The sequence below is a fragment of the Candidatus Desulfatibia sp. genome (assembly GCF_036446775.1).
Taxonomy (GTDB): Bacteria; Desulfobacterota; Desulfobacteria; order Desulfobacterales; family UBA11574; genus Desulfatibia_A.
Genome location: NZ_JAZFTO010000166.1, coordinates 1 through 19,950 on the forward strand (window position 1 = coordinate 1; position 19,950 = coordinate 19,950).

Consider the following 19,950-nt stretch of genomic DNA (forward strand, 5'->3'; position numbering starts at 1 on the left):
CAAATTCCAAGTCTCAAATTCCAAACAAGGGCTAAAACTATTTTTTTTATTCTTTTGTTTGTTATTTGTTTTTTCGGTCATTGGAATTTATTTGTTATTTGTATTTTGTTATTTGGGATTTCCCCTTTTGGTCATTGTTATTTGTTTGTTATTTGATATTTGATATTTGGAATTTAATTTACTCCTACCCTCCTTGCATCATGCAAACTCCTTTAGAGCGCCAAAATTGTAATACTTTTGTAAAATCGAAATCAAACCTGTTGTTTGCGGCAAGATTGCATTAAAGGGTATTATCATTTGCAAAGGTCTCAAAAACGCATTGCGCCTATAGGATCCATCACCATAGCACGGGGGGATAAAATGGAAAAGACAGCCGGCGTTCATCCCAAAGGAATTCGAGCCAAAGTCCTGTTATCCAGTGTCTTCGGCCCGTTTGCTCAGGATGACGAATACGGAAGTCGCACCATCAACCCTATGGAGCTTTACCAGAATCAGGTCACGAGAGTTCAAGGCGGCTTTTCCCTGCGCATGTTTCACCGATCTTTCGGCCTGATGCTTATTCAGACTAACATAAATGCGCCGTGTGCCCTCCTCGATTTTCCTTCCCTGACGCGCTTCACTCAGGAGCTCAAACAGAATTTCTATGATATCATCGGAATCAGCGCCATCACTCCCAATGTGGGCAAGGTAAAGAAAATGTGCGAACTGATTCGACAGTATCAGCCGAAAGCCACCATTGTAATCGGTGGACACATCGCCAATACGGGCGGCCTGCGTGCAACAATCGATGCGGATCACATCGTCAAAGGAGACGGGATAAAATGGTTCCGGCAGTTTCTTGGTCAAAATTCCAATGAACCGGTCAAGCATCCTATGGCATATTCGGCCTTTGGAACCCGTATCTTAGGGGTTAGTATGCGAGATGAGCCGGGCGATACAGCCGCCATCTTAATCCCCTCGGCAGGGTGTCCGGTAGGATGTAACTTTTGCTCCACGTCTGCTTTGTTTGGCGGGAAAGGTAAGTTTGTCAATTTTTACGAAACCGGCGACGAGCTTTTTGCGGCAATGTGCCGGCTGGAAAAAAAACTTAACGTTCAATCGTTTTTTGTGCTTGATGAAAATTTTTTGCTGCACCGCAAACGAGCGCTCAGGCTTCTGAAATTGATGCAGGCGAATAATAAAAGCTGGATGTTGAATGTTTTCAGCTCCGCGCGGGTCCTTCGTTCTTATACCATCGAGCAGATCGTGGGCCTGGGCATCGGCTGGGTTTGGATGGGGATCGAAGGTAAAAGCGCTCAATATCAAAAGCTCAAGGACATTGACACGCGAGCCCTGGTTAAGCTTCTGCAGTCCCATGGGGTACGCGTTTTAGGTTCTTCCATCATCGGTTTGGAAAACCATACGCCGGCAACCATGGATCAGGTCATTGACCATGCCGTCAGCCACCAGACCGATTTTCACCAGTTCATGCTTTACACACCCAACCCGGGAACGCCTTTATATGAAAAATACAAAAGGGAGGGGATCCTTCTGAGTGAAGCAGAGTTTTCTCCGGCTGAAGCCCACGGGCAATACCGCTTCAATTACCGGCACAAGCATATTCGCAATGGTCGGGAAGAGGGTTTGCTGCTTAAGGCCTTTCGACAGGACTTTAAAATCAACGGTCCCAGTCTTGCTCGACTGATCCGAACCCTGCTGACCGGATGGCAAAGATACAAGCATCATCCGGACCCGCGCATACGAGCGCGTTATGATCGTGAAGTCCACCCCCTGCGCTCGACCTATGCCGGGGCGGTCTGGGCCATGAAACATTATTTTCGTCACGATAAACGTATGTTCAGAAAAATGGACCGGCTCCTGAAAGACATTTATCGGGAATTTGGCTGGAAAACCCGTATAGCCGGGCTGACAGTGGGCATTTACGTTTATGGCAGTCTGATTAAAGAAGAACGGCGCTTGGCAAACGGCTGGCAATATGAACCCGCTTCCTTTTACGAAAAGAACGCTGCGGCATTAGCCCTTGAGGATGCCGGCGTCACGGCCTTCTATCCGCAATACACGAAAAAAAGCGGCCGCCTGATTGCCACGACGTAGCTTCAGCGTAGACGGCTGAACCTCTGAACGGCTACGAATATAGTTGGAAACTACATAGTGCTCCAAGTTATTTATGGATGGGCACTAGTTAATCCGGAAAAGTTTCTTTCATCAGGAGTGTACAGATCAGCGATACCACTGAAGCTCCCAGCAGAATGAGAAGGAGTATTTTGTAGGCCTCCAGAGAATACCCTCCTGCGGCTGTTTTAGGATAAGCATCCAGTACCCGGCCCAGCAGCGGCATGAACACGGCCCCCCCTAAAAATGGGAAAATATTTACCAAACCGGTTGAGGTTCCGGCAATTTCCACGGGAAAAAGCTCTTTGATCATGGTAAAACCGAATATGACAACCGATGATGCACATATGGAGAAGATAAAAAAGAAAATGCCCAAAACTATACGGGAATGGCCGGAAGGAAACATGTAGAGGAATGCAAGCTCAACGACCAGCAGGAATGCACAAAAAACGAAAGGTTTTTTACGGCTTTTCATAACTTTGTCCGACAAATATCCAAGGGGGGGACTTCCCGCGATCATTCCCCAGGCGATCATGCTGAGAACGGCCCCGGCCTGGGCCCTGGTCATACCGTAGACATCCATCAGATAAGGCCCGCTCCACAGGGCCCCGAAACCGAAAAATATTCCGCAATCGAAAAAGAACCAGATCGCCACCGGCCAGAAGAATTTTTCCGAGACAACCCGTTTGGCCCCTTGAAGCAAAGGAATCCGATGTGGGGTATGCGAGGCGGCCTCATCGGCCTGGTCAATCTCAGCCAGAGTGGGCCAGCCTTTATCGGCCGGCCGGTCCCGGACTACAAGCCAGACCAGAGCTACGATGATAAAGGTGCAGGCACCGATAAGTTCAAAGGAAAGCCGCCACCCCAGCAACGCGGCCATTATAGCCAGAAGCCAGGTGGCTGCCAGCACACCTATTCCTCCGACGGCATTTAAAATGCCGGTCATAAAGGCAAACTCGCGGGTGCGAAACCACTGGGAAAGAATTTTCATGGTGGGGATAAAGACCATGGATACTCCCACTCCTACCATGACTCTTCCGATAAAGGCGACCTTGATTGTAGGCGCAAGACCGAAAACAATACTTCCCGCCGCCGCGACGATCAAAAAACAGGTCACCGATTTTCTGGGGCCCAGGGAGTCTGAAAGGAGTCCGGCCGGAAACTGCATGGCGGCATAACAGTAAAAATAAATGGCACCCAAAAGTCCCATCATGCTGGCGGTAGTTTGAAACTCTTCGATCAGGTCGTAGGCGACGACGGAAAGCGAAAGACGATGAAAATAAACAAAAAAGTAGGCCAGAGCCAGCATCAGAAAAATCAGCCACCTGAAACGCAGAACCTTTCCAGCCAGATCTTGGTTCATAGTTTTACCTTATCAATTGTATGAAGTTGTTTACAATGTGCCAAGCTTCATAACAAATCACCAATTGTGGCACAAGAGCTAAACCTGAATTGACCACTAAGAACATCAAATCGAAAAGATGCTAAAAAAGGTAGGCGTTTGACTGGCGCAGACGGTATGGTTGACTGTTAACACGGTTGACAGACTTTTTAAACTTGGATATCTCATTTACATTGATTTTTTAAATATATTAAAATAATGTAAAAATGTAAGTAAGATATCATTCAAGTTAATTCGCTTCGCTCACAATTGGAATACTGCAACATTCCATTATTCCAGTGACCCCACAGGAAATGTTGCTAAAAAATAGTTTTGATTATCCCGCCTTGCGGGATAGAAATTCCGAGACATTAATTTGGAGGGGAGGAATCAAATCATGAAGGGATTAGAGCATTTTGAGAAGGACAGCCTTTTTGACCGGATGGATGCGGATGAAGAAAAGCTCGTTATGGGAAAATTCAACAAAGAAGATGTTAAATCCGGAGAATATGTTTTCAAGGAAAATGACAGCGGCGATACGCTTTACATAGTTGAACAAGGAACTGTTTCCTTGAAAAAGCTCATTATTAACGACTATGAAAAGACGCTGTTTGTCGCTACCGAAGGGTTGGTATTTGGAGAATTCAGCTTTATTGACGGTAAAGAAAGGTCCGCTTCTGCTTTTGCGGAAAAAGATTCCGTCCTTCTGAGCTTGCAACGCAAAGATTTTGATGCATTTGTCGAGGAACATCCTTTAGCAGGAGCAAAACTTTATAATAACCTGCTTGGCACCATTGTAAACCGTCTTAGGATGACAAACGATGCTTACCGGGATGCAATCCGCTGGGGAATTGAAGCAACAGGAGCTGAGAACCTGAATTTTCAAAATATAATAACCGAAAGTATCAACATTCGTATAGGATTGAACAACAATCAAATTCTTGAAGGCAGAATATTACAGCTTGAACAAAGTGAAGCCGGGTACGAGTTAATTATTGCAGAACAGTCCGGTGTCATCACTTTGGTGCCCTATCACGCAATCAACTCGGTTTCTGTTGATTAAAACTGCAATATCATAAAAGCCGGGGTCTACGTTAAACTACAGCCGGCTTGTCCCGTTTGCGGGGCTTGTCCCGTTTGCGGGGCTTGTCCGGGTTAGGAGGTGGGATTATGGACGAAGATCAGGGCGGTGTTGTTGCCAATTTTTACGCCAAAGTCGGTGTGGCGGCCATCAAAGTTACCAGTGGAAGCATAAAAAAAGGCGATCTGCTGCACTATAAGGGCCATACCACCGATTTTACAGCGGAAGTGACCAGTATGGAGATTGAAAGACAGCCGGTGGAAGAAGCCCAAGCGGGTGATTTGGTAGGAGTGCAAGTAAAGGAAAGAGTTCGAAAAAAAGATAAAGTCTATAAAGTTGTCGAGCGACCTTAGCTGAACAGGAATTTCTTTTTGCGAATCCCGCCTTAAAGCGGGAGGTTTCATAAAATGGCAAAGCGATTTTCTAAGACTAAAATGATACAGAAAATTAAAATCAAAGAACTGATCTTAAAAAGTTTGCTATATGTTATGATAAGCTTGTTGGTTCTGTCCCAGACAGCCGCCGCAGACAATAAAAGTGCTGCCGAAGTAGTTTTAAAAAGTAAGCTTGAAGCCATCCTTGCGCTTTTGCAGCAAAAAGAACTTGAACAACAAGCAAAGACCAAAGAAGCTGTTAAGATCATCGAAGCCATGTTCGATTTTCCTCTAATGGCCAGGCTGACCCTAAAGAAGTACTGGGCCGGTTTGGACCAAGAGAAAAAGGAAAGATTCATTGAGCTTTTTAAAAAAAACTTGAAGGAGTTTTATTTAGAAACCCTTAATCTTTATACCGATGAAAAAATAGTCTATAAAGCGCCTGTTCAGGGCAAGAAAAAAAGAAAAGTTCTCATCCCGACCGAATTGATCTCGAAAGGTGAAAGAATATCGATGGATTACAAGCTTTATCGATCAAAGAACAACTGGAAGATCTACGATGTCGAGATCAAGGGTACCAGCATTATCAGAACCTACCAGTCTCAGTTTTACCATGATATGAGGAGCGGAACTATTGACGATCTTATTCAAAAACTTGAAAATCCGCAAGACAAATAATTCACTCCATTACTGACTTACATTCACTATGACTAAACTTCATACACTGCCGGAACTGTTTTTTGATAAAGTTATCCTTAGACGGCCGCAACTCGTTATTTGCTGTATTCTGGTAGTGGTTGCTTTTTTGGGCTATAAAGCCAAGGACTTCAGGCTTGATGCCTCCGCGGAAACGCTGATTATTGAAGATGACCGCGATCTGCACTACTCACGCCTGATAGATGCCCGTTATGGAGTGCAGGATTTTTTGCTGCTGTCCTATACTCCCCAAGACGACTTGTTTTCAGATAAAGTGCTGGCCGATCTTGAACGATTGCGGAATGAATTGTTGCAGGTGGAAAGGGTTTCCGCGGTAATTTCAATTCTGAATGTCCCTTTGCTTAAAAGCCCGCCGGTGCCGGTTAAGGAACTGACCGACAATATCCAGACCCTCCAATCTCCGACCGTTGATAAAAAGCTGGCCCGGATAGAGTTCAGCAAAAGCCCCCTGTATCAAAACCTGCTGGTAAGCACGGACCTAAAGACCACCGCACTCCAGATTAAATTTCCGGTCGATGAAATCTACCGGAACTTAATGGCCCGGCGCAACGTTTTGCGGGAAAAAAAAGCCGCCGGCAGGCTGTCTGCGGCAGAGACGGCTGAATTCAAAAACGTTTCCAAAAAGTTGCAGAAGCACCGGGACCGGATGAAGCGGAACCGGCATCAGGATATTACGGCAATTCGCGGGATCATGGACAAGTATCGACAGGATGCCGAGCTTTTTCTGGGCGGTGTCAGCATGATTGCAGACGATTTGGTCAGCTTTATCAAAAGCGACCTGAAAATTTTCGGCCTGGGGGTCTTGTTTTTTCTAACCATCACCTTAAGCATTATTTTTATGAAAATACGCTGGGTCCTACTGCCGGTGCTCTGCTGCGCCTTTTCCGCAATTTCCATGATAGGTCTGCTGGGGCTGTTCGGCTGGGAAGTCACGGTTATATCTTCGAACTTTATATCTTTACAGCTTATCATCACTATGGCGATTACGATCCATCTTATCGTGCGGTACCGTGAACTGCATTTCATCAACCCTGAAACCGAGCAGCGCAAGCTTGTTCTCGATACCGTACGGTTGATGCTGAAACCCTGTCTGTATGCAGCGCTGACCACGATTGCCGGGTTTGGATCGTTACTGCTCTGCGACATTCTGCCGGTCATCACTTTCGGCTGGATGATGATTGGCGGTATTACCGTCTCTTTGATACTCACATTCCTACTTTTTCCAGCCGTATTGATGCTGGTGCGCAAAGGAACTCCGCCGACCGGAAGAAGCCAGCGCTTTGCCTTGACATCGTTTTTAGCGGAATTCACCGAGGCCCGCGGCGGCTTAATCCTGGCAATTAGCGGCATCATCATGATTGTCAGCGCCATTGGCATCTCAAGGCTGGTCGTTGAAAACAGCTTTATTGATTACTTTAAAGCTACCACCGAGATCTATCAGGGCATGAAGGTTATTGATCAGAAACTGGGCGGTACCACCTCAATGGATGTTATTGTAGATCTGGTTGAACCCGAAACATCCGCCCGTACGGTTGCACTTGAAGCTGACGGGGATAGCGACGATGAGTTCGACGAGTTTGATGAGTTCGATGAAACCGAAGACCAGGATAAATACTGGTTTACTGCTGATAAAATGGCGGTTGTTAAGAAAGTTCACCAATACCTTGACAGTCTGCCGGAAACCGGCAAGGTCGTATCGCTGGCAACTTTGCTGAAGGTAGCCGAAGATTTAAACGACGGCAAACCCTTGGACAATTTTAAACTGGCCCTGCTGTATAGCGAAATTCCGGCCAAATTCAAAAAATTGCTAACCCCGTTTGTGTCTGTAGAGCATAATCAGGTGCGCTTCCTGGTCCGTGTCAGGGACTCGGATAAATCACTGCAGCGCAACAAACTGCTGCAGCAGATCCGCCGTGATATGACCGGCAAACTGGGCCTTAAGCCGGAACATTTCAATTTAAGCGGAATGCTGGTGTTGTACAACAATATGCTGCAAAGCCTGTTTCGTTCACAGATTCTTACTTTGGGATTCGTCGTACTGGCACTGATGGGCATGTTTCTGATTCTTTTCAGATCTTTGAAAATATCTTTGATCGCCATGTCTCCCAATCTTCTTTCCGTCGCGGCGGTCCTGGGAGTCATGGGCTGGATAAGGATCCCCTTAGACATGATGACCATTACCATTGCGGCCATCAGCCTGGGGATCGCCGTCGATAACACCATTCACTACATCCACAGATTTAAAAATGAGTTTAACATTGATCGAAATTATATTAATACAATGCATCGCTGCCATGAAAGCATCGGCCACGCCATGTACTACACTTCAGTGACGATTGTCATCGGTTTTTCAATTTTGGTTCTGTCCAATTTTATTCCCAGTATTTATTTCGGCCTGCTGACCGGGCTGGCTATGCTGATCGCCTTAGTCGCCGCTTTGACGCTGCTCCCTCAACTGATTGTTGTTTTTAAGCCGTTTGGCCTTGAAAACGGAGGAAATTAGAGCATATGAGGAAAAAACATCTAAACGGTCTACTACTGCTTTTGTTGATTACTGCCTTTTTGTCGGCCGGATGCGCTTACAAGTCTGCCGCTGCTCTCCAAGCAGCACCGCCAAACCAGCAGCTATCCCAGGAACGGGAAGTACATGCTGCCAATTCAGAGCCGGCCTCAGCAGACAGCGGCATGGAAGATTTGGATGATGATTTTTTTGAAGATGAGTTTGAAGAAGAGCAGGCTCAGATAGCAGACCCGCTTTCTATGTGGAACAGGGCCATGTTTCATTTCAATGACAAGCTCTATTTCTGGGTACTTAAGCCCCTGGCCAGGGGGTACAAGGCCGTGACTCCGGATTTTTTCAGAACCGGTGTCAAAAATTTCTTCCGCAACCTTACCACTCCCATACGGCTGGTCAACTGCGCTCTTCAGGGCAAAGGGGAAGCTTTTGGAATCGAGTTTGCAAGGTTTGTCATGAACACCACCGTTGGTGTTCTGGGATTGGGAAATCCGGCTGATAATTATCCCAGGTTGATCCGCCCTGATGAAGAAGACCTGGGCCAAACCCTGGGAAAATACGGTATTGGAAACGGTTTTTACATAGTGTGGCCCGTTATCGGGCCGTCAACGCTGCGCGATACAGTCGGCCGGGTAGGAGACTGGTTTTTGAATCCCGTCAGCTATATTGATCCCCAGGAAGCGTCTTGGGGCGTTTGGAGTTTTGATCAGGTAAATCAAACCTCCTTTCGAATCGGCGATTACGAAGCCCTCAAAAAAGCAGCCATCGATCCTTATATCGCCCTGCGTGATGTCTATATTCAGTTCCGCACTAAAAAAGTACTAAAATAACATCCGGTAATCAGAACACCATTGACAGACAAAAAAGGAATCTGGTAAAGCCTCAATAGACAAACAATAACTTCTCAATAAGTTAGGGTTTAGAAAATCGTCGGGCTTTAGAAAAACCCTGAAGCCCTTTTCCCCCGAGGTTATTGAGAAGTTACGATAAACGACGACAAGGAATGATAATATGAAAATCAGAGTGAACAAATCTACAAAGATTGGCCAAAAGGATCGTCCCAAAGATTCTGAGCTGGGTTTCGGGCAATACACCACAGAACATATGTTTCTTATGGATTTTACGCGGGAAAAGGGGTGGCACGACCCGCGCATTGAACCCTATGGAGACCTGTCACTCGATCCGGCCGCCATGGTACTGCACTATAGTCAGGAGGTGTTCGAAGGCCTGAAAGCATATCATTTGCAAGACGGCGGGATCGGACTGTTTCGACCTGATAAAAATATTGAACGCATGAACACTTCCGCCCGCAGAATGGTCATGCCGGAAATGGATGCCGCTTTTGTCCTGCAGGCCTTAAAGGAGTTAGTTTTACTTGAACGTGAATGGATACCAAAGTCGGAGGGCACATCCCTTTATATTAGGCCCACAATGATTGCCAACGAGCCTGCGCTGGGTGTAAGACCTGCGGATCAATACCTGTTTTACATCATTCTCGGTCCGGTGGGAGCTTACTACCCTGAAGGGTTCAATCCCACCAAAATCTTTGTTTCCGACGAATACGTTCGCGCCGCCAAAGGGGGGGCTGGAGAAGCTAAAACATCCGGTAACTACGGCGCTACGCTTCTGGCTTCAAAGCAGGCTGTCGAGCAAGGCTACACTCAGGTTCTGTGGCTAGATGCCAAAGAACGTAAGTACGTGGAGGAAGTCGGCACCAGCAATATCTTCTTTCTTATCGACAACGAACTGGTCACTCCGCCTTTAGGAGGTACCATTCTGCCGGGTGTTACCAGAGATTCGGTGCTCCAGATCGCCCGGCACTGGGGACTAAATGTCTCAGAGCGTCTCATCACTATCCAAGAGGTCGCTGATGGAGCCCAAAGCGGATCTTTAAAGGAAATGTTCGCTACCGGCACCGCCGCTGTAATTTCTCCTGTGGGTGAGATTTGCTACCAAGAAAACGTTTTGCAAATAGCAGGCGGCCAGACCGGCGATTTGTCCCGAAGACTCTATGACGAAATTACCGGGATTCAATACGGCCGCAAAGAAGACCCGTTTGGCTGGCGGCTTCGTATCGATTGATTAGTTAGTTTCCATCCATAAATGGCTATTTTCCCGATGAGCGGCGTTCTCTCTCCGAGGCGTAGGCTCTACGAGCCGGAGGCCGCGGGTTTCCGCCCTCAACGTACAGGCGTACGTCTCGGGCGAAAACCCTTGTGCGGCCTTGCTCATCAAAAAAATATCTCATTTATGAATTGGAAACTGCTTTTACTTAAAACCAACAAAGCCTAAGTGGGAACTAGGTTGAGCGGTTCAACGTTCAAGGTTCCGGGTTGATGAGCCCTAACAGGCTCAGTTCAAAAGAGTTACGCCTCAATAGAGGCGGAAAGCAATTCTCACCCAATGGGTGCAAGGGACCAATCCTGACATTGAGTTGTAACATTAAGTAATGTCAAGATGTTATAACCTTTGAACCTAGAACCCTGAACCTGGAACCGATCAGTTTAGGTGGGAGTTTTATATGGCTGCAAAGTCTTCCGTTTTTGACGAAACTTACAATCAATACCTGGCCCAGATTGCCCAAATCGATTTTAAACCCAAAGAAGAAATACTCGGCATAAAGGTGGAAGGCAACGAAATTGTCATCCCTTTTTTCGGCCGGCCATACAGAGTCTCAACAAAAAAGATTGTCAATCCTTCCGGCAAACAGCCGCCTTTGACCACCAGTGTCGTTCTGTGTAAATATCTGCTTTTATGTCCTCAAGTTCCTTCGTTAGACAAGGAATGGGTATCCTATAGAGACTTTAAGGACACCGCTCCTCTGATAGGCAAATTTATCAATCATATCGAACGCCCCATTGCCCAGAATTTTACAGGCCGATTGGATGAATTTGACGCAGCTTTAAGAGCGCTTGGTGGAAAGAATCCCGACCTGGATTTTTCCTACCAGCTCATTATGAAGCTCTTTCCTCTCCCAAAAGTTCCCGTACTGCTCCTCTGCGACGATGCCGACGATGAATTTCCGGCCCAGTGCAAAGTGCTTTTCGAAAAACGCGCGGAACAATATCTGGATCCGGAGTGCCTGACCATCGTGGGAATGCATCTTGCAGATTATCTGAAAATTGAGTTCTGATTCAATTTGCCAAAAAAAAATCGTTCAGGTTGTGATTTTCCAATCCTGAACGATTTTTATTGTTAATGACTTCTTTGAATGCCGTTATTAACTCCCGGTGTACATCCTGTTTTCAAAACTGTTTTTATTATGTTTGAAGATGACCGGCAGAAAAGATGCACGCGCATCCCAGAAGCCTTTAGATGTATTATCGGCTTTTTCACAAAAATCTTTAGCCCGAATTTTTCAACAAGCACATATACCGCCTTGAATAAAACTATAGACATTTTATAAATACAGTCTGTTAAACTGTCACAATGCAGAAACATTACAGACCTCTGAAAATTGACACACAATCGATTGCGTATTATCATGCCAATATTAATTTGGAGATTGCATATACAATGAATGTTAAATTTCAGAATATGGTTGAACAGATCAGCAAGGTCATATTTGGGAAGCGGGAGCAGATCAAGCTGGCTTTGACCTGCCTGTTCGCCGGAGGACATCTTCTGATCGAAGATCGGCCCGGTATCGGTAAGACCACTCTGGCCAAAGTTTTATCAAGATGTCTGGGCTTGAACTTCCGGCGCATCCAGTGTACCAGTGATATGCTCCCCGGCGATATACTGGGGGTCTCCGTGTTTGAACGTAAAACCAGTAGCTTTGTATTTCATCCGGGGCCAATATTTACTCAAGTTCTGCTCGCCGATGAAATCAACAGAACAACGCCAAAAACCCAGAGCGCTCTGCTGGAAGCTATGGAGGAGCGTCAGGTAACCGTGGAAGGCCAGACCCGTCCTTTGGAGAAACCTTTCTTTATTATTGCTACCCAAAATCCAAATGAACAATTCGGGACATTTGCGCTCCCCGAGTCGCAGCTTGACCGCTTCCTTATGCGCATAAATCTCGGGTATCCAAACCGGGATGCCGAACAAAAGCTGTTAAAACAGGGTGAAGTTAAAAGTGCCATGTTCAGCATGGAACCATGCTTAACACCCGAGGAAGTATTGTTGGCTCAAACGCAGATTGCCAGAGTCCATACTTCAGACGCACTTTTGGAATACGTTCAGGATCTTTTAGATTTTACTCGCAACGCTCCCCATTTTTCCGTCGGACTTTCTCCAAGGGCCGGCCTCGCTTTTTTGCGGGCAGCCAAGTCCCGCGCCTTTCTGCAAGGCCGGGACCATGTGCTGCCCGAAGATTTGCAAAAGGTTATGTTCTGGGTCATGGGACACAGACTCCGTTCCCATGACGATCTGGCCGAACTTTCCCGGGAAAGGCTTGAACATCTGCTTATGGAAGTCCCAATTCCTTAATGAAATGAAACTTTTGCGTTTTAAACTATTCCATAAAGGCTCCAATTCAAAACCGTTTATCACTCTTCCTCTGGCATTAAGCAGAAAAAGGATCTATATTCTACCTGCCCGAACCGGCTGGGTGTTTATTCTCGTCCTTTTGGCCATGCTCATAGGGTCCGTCAATTACAAAAATAATCTTGGATTTTTGCTCACTTTTTTGCTGGGCGGCATGGCCTTTGTCTCTATCTTCCACTCTTACAGAAACCTTTTGGGTATTAAACTATTATCAGTTACGGCCCAACCGGTATTTGCCGGTGACCAAGCCGTTTTCAAATTCCATGTTCGCATGGAAGAGCGCGTGCGTGCGGCCGTTGCCGTCTCATTACCGAATGCAGAAAAAATAGTGCAAGATTTAGACGCAAACAAGGATAACTGGATTCGAATCCCGGTTGCAGCCAACCAAAGAGGAATATTCAGGCCCGGCTCTCTTTTAATCGCCACCCAATACCCTTTAGGGCTTTTTCGCGCCTGGTCCACGCTTCATTTTGACGCCAAATGTCTGGTTTACCCCAGGCCGCTGCCCGGACCGCTGAAGACGGCAGATGATGCCGGCGCAGTCAATGGTGAAGAGGGCCGAGACATGCCCGGTGCGGAAGATTTTCAGGGGCTGAAGTCCTATCAGCAGGGTGACCCTCTTCAGCGTATCGCCTGGAAGGCACTTTCGAGGGGGCAGGGCCTTTTTACCAAGATGTTTGTGGGACCGGCCGGATCGACGTCCATGTTGGATTTTAACGCTCTCAATGAACCGAATACGGAGCGAAAACTCTCCCGTCTGTGTGATATGATCTTAAAGGCCTGCAGCTACAATATAGTTTTCGGTTTGAAACTCCCCGGAAAAATAATTGATCCGAATAGCGGCGAGGTTCATCGCCAAAAGTGTTTAAAGGCTTTGGCATTATTTGCTATGCCGGATTGATGCTGCCTGTTCCGCTGCGAAGCAAGGCCTGTAATATAGACCCCGCGCCTTTTAGAGCCGGGAACTTCACACTCCATGAAAACTGCCGACAAAAAACATCTTTTACCTATACTGGGAGCCATACTGCTTGCTGTTTCACCCCATTTGTTCAGGTTGCCGTCCTGGATCGTCATCTGGTGTCTTGCCTTTTGGGCTTATGTTTTGGCGGCGTCAAAAAACAACTGGTACCGTCCCGGCCGGCCGATTCTCCTTATTTTAACGTTCGGCGGCTTTATCGGCGGGCTTGTGACCTACAATTTCAAATTCAGTTTGGACACCGGTGTGGGATTGCTTGCTGTCATGCTGGGCCTGAAGCCGTTTGAGATGAATACCCACCGCGACCGCATGGTAACCCTTTCCTTGGTCTATTTTCTGGTCATCACAAACCTGCTCTATTCCAACAATCTGGTCATGTCGCTTTTCATGTTTGCATCCGTGTTTTTGGCAACGGCGGTTTTAATCCGTATCAATCATCCCCGGGGCAGCTTTGCGGCAAATTTGCGTCTATCCGGTGTAATTATGGTTCAGGCTCTGCCGATGATGATCGTTCTTTTTTTTCTTTTCCCCAGAGTTCAAGGGACCCTTTTTGGGATGTCAAACCAGTCGATAGCCAGAACTGGTATTGATGACAGGTTGTCGCCGGGGAGCATATCGAAACTCGTCCTTTCTGATGAAATCGCTTTTCGGGCAGAATTTAAAAACAATATCCCCGGGCCGGATCGTCTTTACTGGCGCGGTATAGTTTTTCAGCATTTTGACGGTAAAACCTGGAGCCGGGGCCAAACCCGTCCGGTTCGGCAGGTGCCATTGTCGGCCGGCAGTACGGTTGGATACACCATTACCCTTGAACCCCAAGGAGAAAAATGGCTGTTTGCCCTGGATATGCCCATCACATCGCCACCCATGGCAAGGATGCAGAACGATCATACCCTGATGGCCTATCGTAAGTTGAAAACACGAATACGCTACAATGTAGTATCTCAAACAACATATAATACCGGTGATTTCAAGCCATGGGAGCGGACGGCCCTGATACTTCCAGCCCAAGGAAATCCAAAATCCACAGCTCTGGCCCGCTCCTGGGCCGATACTTTTGATAACCCGGAGAAGATTGTCAACAAAGCACTCGAATTTTTCAGTCAAAACGATTTTGTCTATTCTCTAAACCCACCCTTGCTTAGAGAGGATGTCATTGACGATTTTCTGTTCAAAGCTCGCAAGGGATATTGTGAGCACTATGCTTCCGCCTTTGCTTTTCTGATGCGCAAAGCGCAAATTCCGGCCCGGATCGTGGGCGGCTACCTGGGTGGTGAACTGAACCCATACGGAAATTATCTGATTGTACGCCAATCCGATGCCCATGCCTGGGTTGAAGTTTGGCTTCCGGCCAGAGGCTGGGTGAGGGTCGATCCCACATCGGCCGTAGCACCGGAAAGGATTGAGCAGGGATTTGAAGCAGCGCTTCCGCCTGAAGAACTTGAAGGTTTTTTATTGCTCAAACATTTTGGAGCGCTTCAAAGCTATTTGAAAAAAATCGTTTTTAGGTGGGACGCGGTAAATAACTATTGGAATCAATGGGTTTTAGGGTATTCTTATCGGCGCCAGCGAGAGCTTTTGTCGAAAATCGGTATCAACCTTGGCTCCTGGAAGGGTCCGGTTAAAGTGATTCTGCTGACGCTTGGGCTCATGAGTTTTTTTGTTTTCCTGATTTCTATGCGGCTTTTTAAAAAGCCGGTTAAAAAAAAGGATGCTGTTCAAAAGGCATATCTGAAATTTTGTGCAAAGCTCACTAGAGTTGGTCTAACGAGAAAACCGGGACAGGGACCGGTTGATTTTGCAAAAACGGCGGGTGATTTTCACCGGGACCTGAAAGAAAATATTCAAGAGATTACCGACCTGTATGTCCTTTTACGGTATGCACGCGGGGGAGATGAAAATGCTTTAAAAAAGTTTAAAGAGCTGGTTAAAAAATTTGATCTAAAGCGTATTACCGAAATTTAAGGGATGCGCTGGCAACTTTTCAATTTATCACGGGTGGGTTTCAACAAGCTATTGAGAAGTTGCCTTCGCTTTTTCTGCAATAAAATAGTTAATGAACTACCCCGTAGCAGAGCTGCGAGGTATCAAAATGAATTTTTATCTTATTAACCCCGATGCAGAGCATCGAGGAATTCTTTTGATTAAAGAAATCCGGTTTTTGGCCGATATACTATTAAAACCGGAAGGCTATAGTGATCAGAAAAACATATGGCGCTTTCGTTGATAGATATTAAAAGAAATAGCAGATGGTTGTCGATGTCTTAAGGGGGACAAGCTAATGAGTAAATATGCCATACTAGTTGTTGATGATGAAGAAGATATTCTTGAACTAATGACCAGCGCTCTTATGAATAAAGATCATACCATTCTTACTGCAAAAAGCGGCGAAGAAGCTCTGGAAACATTAAAAACCCATGAGGTGAACCTGGTTATCAGCGATCAGCAAATGTCAAGTATGGACGGGTTGTCTTTATTAAAGAAGATAAAGTTAGAGTATCCCGATATTATAACAATTATGCTAACCGGTTATGCTAAGGTAGACACGGCCATGGATGCCATCAACGAAGCGGGTGTTTACAAATTTTTTGCAAAACCCTGTAGCATGGAAAATCTACAGGCAGTCGTAAAGAGGGCGCTAGAACTTAAGCATTTAATAGTTGATAGGGACATATTGTTCGAAAAAATTAAAGGTAAGGAAGCTGTATACAAGGAATTTGAAAGAAAGTATCCGGGCATAACCCATGTAAAAAGAGATTCAGAGGGGCACGTATTGTTGTGTTGAGTGCCTCAAACTATAAGCTTTCTAATTATTTGCAGGATGTTATAAGCGAAAACATATCTTTTGGGATTATCGCATAAAATCAGTTGACATGTTACATTGTGGTATTTTATGTAAGACATGAAGGTGGAATTAACCTTCTTTATGACATTCTCCTTTCTAAAGCCCTTGGAATCACCCTACCAAGGGCTTTTCTTTGTATCAATGATTTGAGCGAGCCCTAAGGTCTTTACTCGTCGTGGGAGAGTCGTTTTGCCAAAAAACTGACAACCTTTTGCATGTGGGCCGGCACATATTCCCCAAAAAAATTAACCAGAATGGAACTCAGATGTTTCCTGAGGACGGCAAAAGAATAGTGGCGTGAAGCGATTTCGTAGTTCTTAGTTACCATTTGTTCCTTTCGCGCGGGTGATTCTAGAACTTCTCGAACGGTTTGAATTGTTTTTTTGGTGAGAAATCCGTCCATGACCGCCAGATCAAAACCATGGGGTTCGATATCGCGTACAAACGTTTCGTAGCGATTGATCAGAATCGGCTTTTTAAAGAAAACAGCCTCAAGAAAAGCATTACCAAATCCCTCGATAAGACTTGGATATGTAATAAAATCAGCATGAGGGTAAATATCCCAGAGCGAATACTGATCTTTAATATTTACATGATTGGCCCAGGGGTCTGAAATTCTGGTCTTGACCAGCCGAAGGTCCACAGCGTGCTGCCGGGCGTACTCCTGAATCCATTCCGGATATTCAAAACCTTCGTCTCCTGCTTCATGAGATATTACCAGTTTATAGCGGGGATCTTTCAGTTCATTGATCAGTTCAACGGCATACTCGATCCCTTTCCTTTTCACAATGCGGGTCGGTTGCAGGATTATTATATCATCGAGCTTTAAACCGATGGATTGTCTGAAGTCTTTGGCCTGTTTTACGTCCGCTTGGGGTGGATTTTCAAAGTCCAATACGTTGGGGATGACGATCGACGAAATCCCCTTACGATGAGCCAGCTCTTCTCGGGCAGCTGAATTTATGACCACATGTTCAATGTTCGACAGGTTGGGCGGAAAGGCCATGCCGAGGTAATCATTGACAGCATTGATTGAAAAACGTACCCTTTCCCAGTAAAAATCATGATGGTGGGCAATAGTGGGTATTTGAGTTTCAGCAATGATTTCCGTTAAGGCTAACCCTAAAGGGACGTGCATGGGGATAGTAAGTGTGTTTTCGGCAATTAAAAGGTCAATTTTAAACTGTTTTATGAAATTATAGAGATGAGATTTTAAAAATGATCTTACATCATGAATTAATTTGGTTACGGTAGTCTCCCGTCTTTTTTTCCCGAAAACCTTATCGTTAATCGATATATTTTGATCGTGCTGAAAATGAGCTTCCGGGACAAGGAAACTCTTTTCCGATTCCCGGTCCAGTTCACCGGCAAACCATAAACAGCGGTGTCCATTTTGTTCAAGAACTTGCGCCCATTTACTCGATTCTAATGTGACACCGTCAGTTCCTGCAAAACGTGTGGAAACAAATCCGATGTTCTTTACCATCCGAAACCCTCTTAAAATTTTGCTACATGGGCGGCAAAAGCCGGATCCCGCAGAAGCTTTCTGGCAAATGTTAAGTATTTCGTCACAATGGCTCTGATGGCAAACTGCAGTGCATAAGGTCTTATCGGTTTTTCCAATAAATAGTTGACATCTGAGGCCATACACATATTAACGACATCATCGCTGGCACTTCCGGTGATGACAACCGAGTCTTCATGGGCGGCCGGAAATTTGTCTTTTATGGAATCCAGAAAACAAAACCCGCTTTTTCCGCCTAAAAATACATCAATTATAAAAATGCCAACGCCTACCTCAAGGCTAAGGCAGTAAGATATGGCCTCATCAACATCCGTAAAGCTGATTACATTGCCCCATGTATAAAACTTCTTGATTAAATCAGAGAGCACTTCACAAACACATGGATCGTCATCCACAATTATAACATCCAGTTCTTCAGACATGCCTCATATTCCTTGTGACCTCAAATTATGCAACAAATAGTTTTGATGATCTCGTAAAAAGTCACGGATTCAACTATAGATGGCTAAGTAAAAAGGTTCATATACAAGGCGTAGTATTTTTTCAGGGACGAGGCCATACATGTAGTATGCCGAGTGTCTGCAAAAATACTACAACGCAGTAGATGGGACTTTTTACGACGCCATCAGTGATCACTTTAAAGCATGGTATGTATAAAGTCAAAAATTATTTAACGTATAAAGCCGTTGAATGGAAGTGCAACAGCGAATCCCGGTAAAACATGCTTTGCTTTCATTAAATTTCCCCTTTCAAATATTTCTGTCTATGCGATTCTGGAAATTTTTCAATAGCATATCGCAACATAGTCCGGGGCATCACGCGGTAATGTTCCTTCAGGAATGCTTCTGCGGTGAGCATGTCGCGTTTGCCTACCTCCCGGAGCATCCATCCAACTGCTTTGTGAATCAAGTCTTGTTTATCCGCCAGCAGGAGTTTAGATATTTTAATGGTTTCGGAAAACAGACCGTTTTTGATAAAATGGAACGTCGCTATTATCGCAATGCGACGCTGCCACAAGTTCTTGGATGCGGCCAGACGGTAAAGCGGTGCCTTGCTTTTGTCCATTAAAAAGGCGCCGGCGATATGGGCGGCAGACCCGTCTACTAGATCCCAGCTGTTCACATGGCGACTATTTTGCAAATACAGTTCATAGATTTCTTTTTTCGTATTTGCGTTGCCTTGATTATATTTGTGAATGATTATAAACAGTGCCAGCAGTCTTTTTTCATGAATGGGAGAAAACAGCAGTTCGATAGCCGCCTCGGTGGGGATATCTTGATATTTTTTGGCCAGCTTTCTCAACTCAGGGACCCTGATCCCTAAAAAAACATCACCTTCGCCATATTCACCCGGACCTGTTTTAAAAAATTTTTGCAGAGTTTCGGCTGTTTCCTTATCTGCGAGTTTTTGCAGCCTTTTCTTGATAATTTTAAGAGGCATTGTTTAGATTAAAGCTTATAACCGATCGTTCTGAGGAAATCCTTCCGTTTCTGAATGTCCGTATCGGTTTCAAACCCTTTGGAGGCAAAACCGTCAATGACGCCTAATATGCCCCGCCCCTGCTTGGTTTGGGCAATAACTACTTCCACCGGGTTTGCCGTTGCGCAAAAAATATTACACACTTCCGGAACATTCTGGATGGTATTCAAAACATTAATGGGGAACATATCTTTCATAAACAGGATGAAACAGTGACCGGCTGCCAGGGCGTAGGCGTTCTTTTGGGCCAGTTCAACCAGTTCGCTATCCGTACCGGAATGTCTTATCAGGCACACATCAGAGGCTTCACAAAAGGCCAGTCCGAATTTCGCCATGGGAACCGTTGAGGCCACGGCTTCATGGATATCTTCGACGCTTTTAATGAAATGAGTATGGCCTAAAATCATGTTCAGGTTATCCGGATTTTCAATTTTGACTGTTTTGAGTTCCATGGCAA

Annotated in this window: 17 protein-coding genes; 12 read left to right on the top strand and 5 right to left on the bottom strand. The window is 45.6% G+C overall.

The genetic code is table 11. The features are described 5' to 3' along the window. Positions 1-360: 360 nt before the first annotated feature. Positions 361-2,094 carry a B12-binding domain-containing radical SAM protein gene (locus tag V3S16_RS08230; RefSeq protein WP_413884197.1) on the top strand — a complete coding sequence of 578 codons (1,734 nt, stop codon included), beginning with the start codon at positions 361-363 and terminating at the stop codon, positions 2,092-2,094. 88 nt (positions 2,095-2,182) lie between these two features. Here the strand turns inward: V3S16_RS08230 and V3S16_RS08235 are convergent, their stop codons facing one another. Continuing rightward, complete coding sequence (locus V3S16_RS08235) at positions 2,183-3,475, bottom strand: MFS transporter (RefSeq protein WP_413884198.1); 1,293 nt, start codon at positions 3,473-3,475, stop codon at positions 2,183-2,185. 415 nt (positions 3,476-3,890) lie between these two features. Between V3S16_RS08235 and V3S16_RS08240 the strand changes: the two genes are divergently transcribed. The 11 genes from V3S16_RS08240 to V3S16_RS08290 all read left to right on the top strand — a co-directional run bounded on the left by V3S16_RS08240 (position 3,891) and on the right by V3S16_RS08290 (position 16,429). Continuing rightward, positions 3,891-4,556: a Crp/Fnr family transcriptional regulator gene (locus V3S16_RS08240; RefSeq protein WP_413884199.1), complete on the top strand. Its 666-nt coding sequence runs from the start codon at positions 3,891-3,893 to the stop codon at positions 4,554-4,556. A gap of 107 nt (positions 4,557-4,663) precedes the next feature. Continuing rightward, a complete protein-coding gene (locus V3S16_RS08245) occupies positions 4,664-4,927 on the top strand; it encodes an EF-Tu/IF-2/RF-3 family GTPase (RefSeq protein ID WP_413884200.1) in 264 nt (87 codons plus the stop codon). A gap of 54 nt (positions 4,928-4,981) precedes the next feature. Next, the gene (locus tag V3S16_RS08250; protein WP_413884201.1) at positions 4,982-5,626 is read left to right on the top strand and encodes a phospholipid-binding protein MlaC; all 645 of its coding nucleotides are present in this window, start codon (positions 4,982-4,984) and stop codon (positions 5,624-5,626) included. Between the two features lie 28 nt (positions 5,627-5,654). Then, positions 5,655-8,168 (top strand): efflux RND transporter permease subunit, encoded by a 2,514-nt coding sequence (locus V3S16_RS08255; RefSeq protein ID WP_413884202.1) that lies wholly within the window; start codon positions 5,655-5,657, stop codon positions 8,166-8,168. Between the two features lie 5 nt (positions 8,169-8,173). Next, positions 8,174-9,010, top strand: coding sequence for a VacJ family lipoprotein (locus tag V3S16_RS08260; protein ID WP_413884203.1), 837 nt, complete (start codon positions 8,174-8,176; stop codon positions 9,008-9,010). A gap of 181 nt (positions 9,011-9,191) precedes the next feature. Next, on the top strand, positions 9,192-10,262 hold the full coding sequence (locus V3S16_RS08265; protein ID WP_413884204.1) for a branched-chain amino acid aminotransferase: 1,071 nt from the start codon (positions 9,192-9,194) through the stop codon (positions 10,260-10,262). Between the two features lie 439 nt (positions 10,263-10,701). Beyond that, complete coding sequence (locus V3S16_RS08270) at positions 10,702-11,313, top strand: DUF3786 domain-containing protein (protein WP_413884205.1); 612 nt, start codon at positions 10,702-10,704, stop codon at positions 11,311-11,313. A 383-nt stretch (positions 11,314-11,696) separates the two neighbouring features. Next, complete coding sequence (locus V3S16_RS08275; protein WP_413884206.1) at positions 11,697-12,611, top strand: AAA family ATPase; 915 nt, start codon at positions 11,697-11,699, stop codon at positions 12,609-12,611. A 13-nt stretch (positions 12,612-12,624) separates the two neighbouring features. Beyond that, complete coding sequence (locus V3S16_RS08280; RefSeq protein WP_413884207.1) at positions 12,625-13,569, top strand: DUF58 domain-containing protein; 945 nt, start codon at positions 12,625-12,627, stop codon at positions 13,567-13,569. Positions 13,570-13,644: 75 nt separating this feature from the next. Beyond that, on the top strand, positions 13,645-15,609 hold the full coding sequence (locus V3S16_RS08285) for a DUF3488 and DUF4129 domain-containing transglutaminase family protein (RefSeq protein WP_413884208.1): 1,965 nt from the start codon (positions 13,645-13,647) through the stop codon (positions 15,607-15,609). Between the two features lie 316 nt (positions 15,610-15,925). After that, complete coding sequence (locus V3S16_RS08290) at positions 15,926-16,429, top strand: response regulator (RefSeq protein ID WP_413884209.1); 504 nt, start codon at positions 15,926-15,928, stop codon at positions 16,427-16,429. A 226-nt stretch (positions 16,430-16,655) separates the two neighbouring features. On the opposite strand, the gene V3S16_RS08295 is transcribed toward V3S16_RS08290, so the two are convergent. From V3S16_RS08295 to V3S16_RS08310, 4 genes are all read right to left on the bottom strand, one after another. Further along, positions 16,656-17,975 carry a glycosyltransferase gene (locus V3S16_RS08295; RefSeq protein ID WP_413884210.1) on the bottom strand — a complete coding sequence of 440 codons (1,320 nt, stop codon included), beginning with the start codon at positions 17,973-17,975 and terminating at the stop codon, positions 16,656-16,658. 11 nt (positions 17,976-17,986) lie between these two features. Continuing rightward, on the bottom strand, positions 17,987-18,436 hold the full coding sequence (locus V3S16_RS08300) for a response regulator (protein WP_413884211.1): 450 nt from the start codon (positions 18,434-18,436) through the stop codon (positions 17,987-17,989). A 313-nt stretch (positions 18,437-18,749) separates the two neighbouring features. Further along, positions 18,750-19,454, bottom strand: a complete 705-nt coding sequence (locus V3S16_RS08305; RefSeq protein ID WP_413884212.1) for a DNA alkylation repair protein — start codon at positions 19,452-19,454, stop codon at positions 18,750-18,752. 8 nt (positions 19,455-19,462) lie between these two features. Then, entirely contained in the window at positions 19,463-19,945 is a 483-nt protein-coding gene (locus V3S16_RS08310) for an adenosine-specific kinase (RefSeq protein ID WP_413884213.1), read from the bottom strand. Positions 19,946-19,950: the final 5 nt, after the last annotated feature.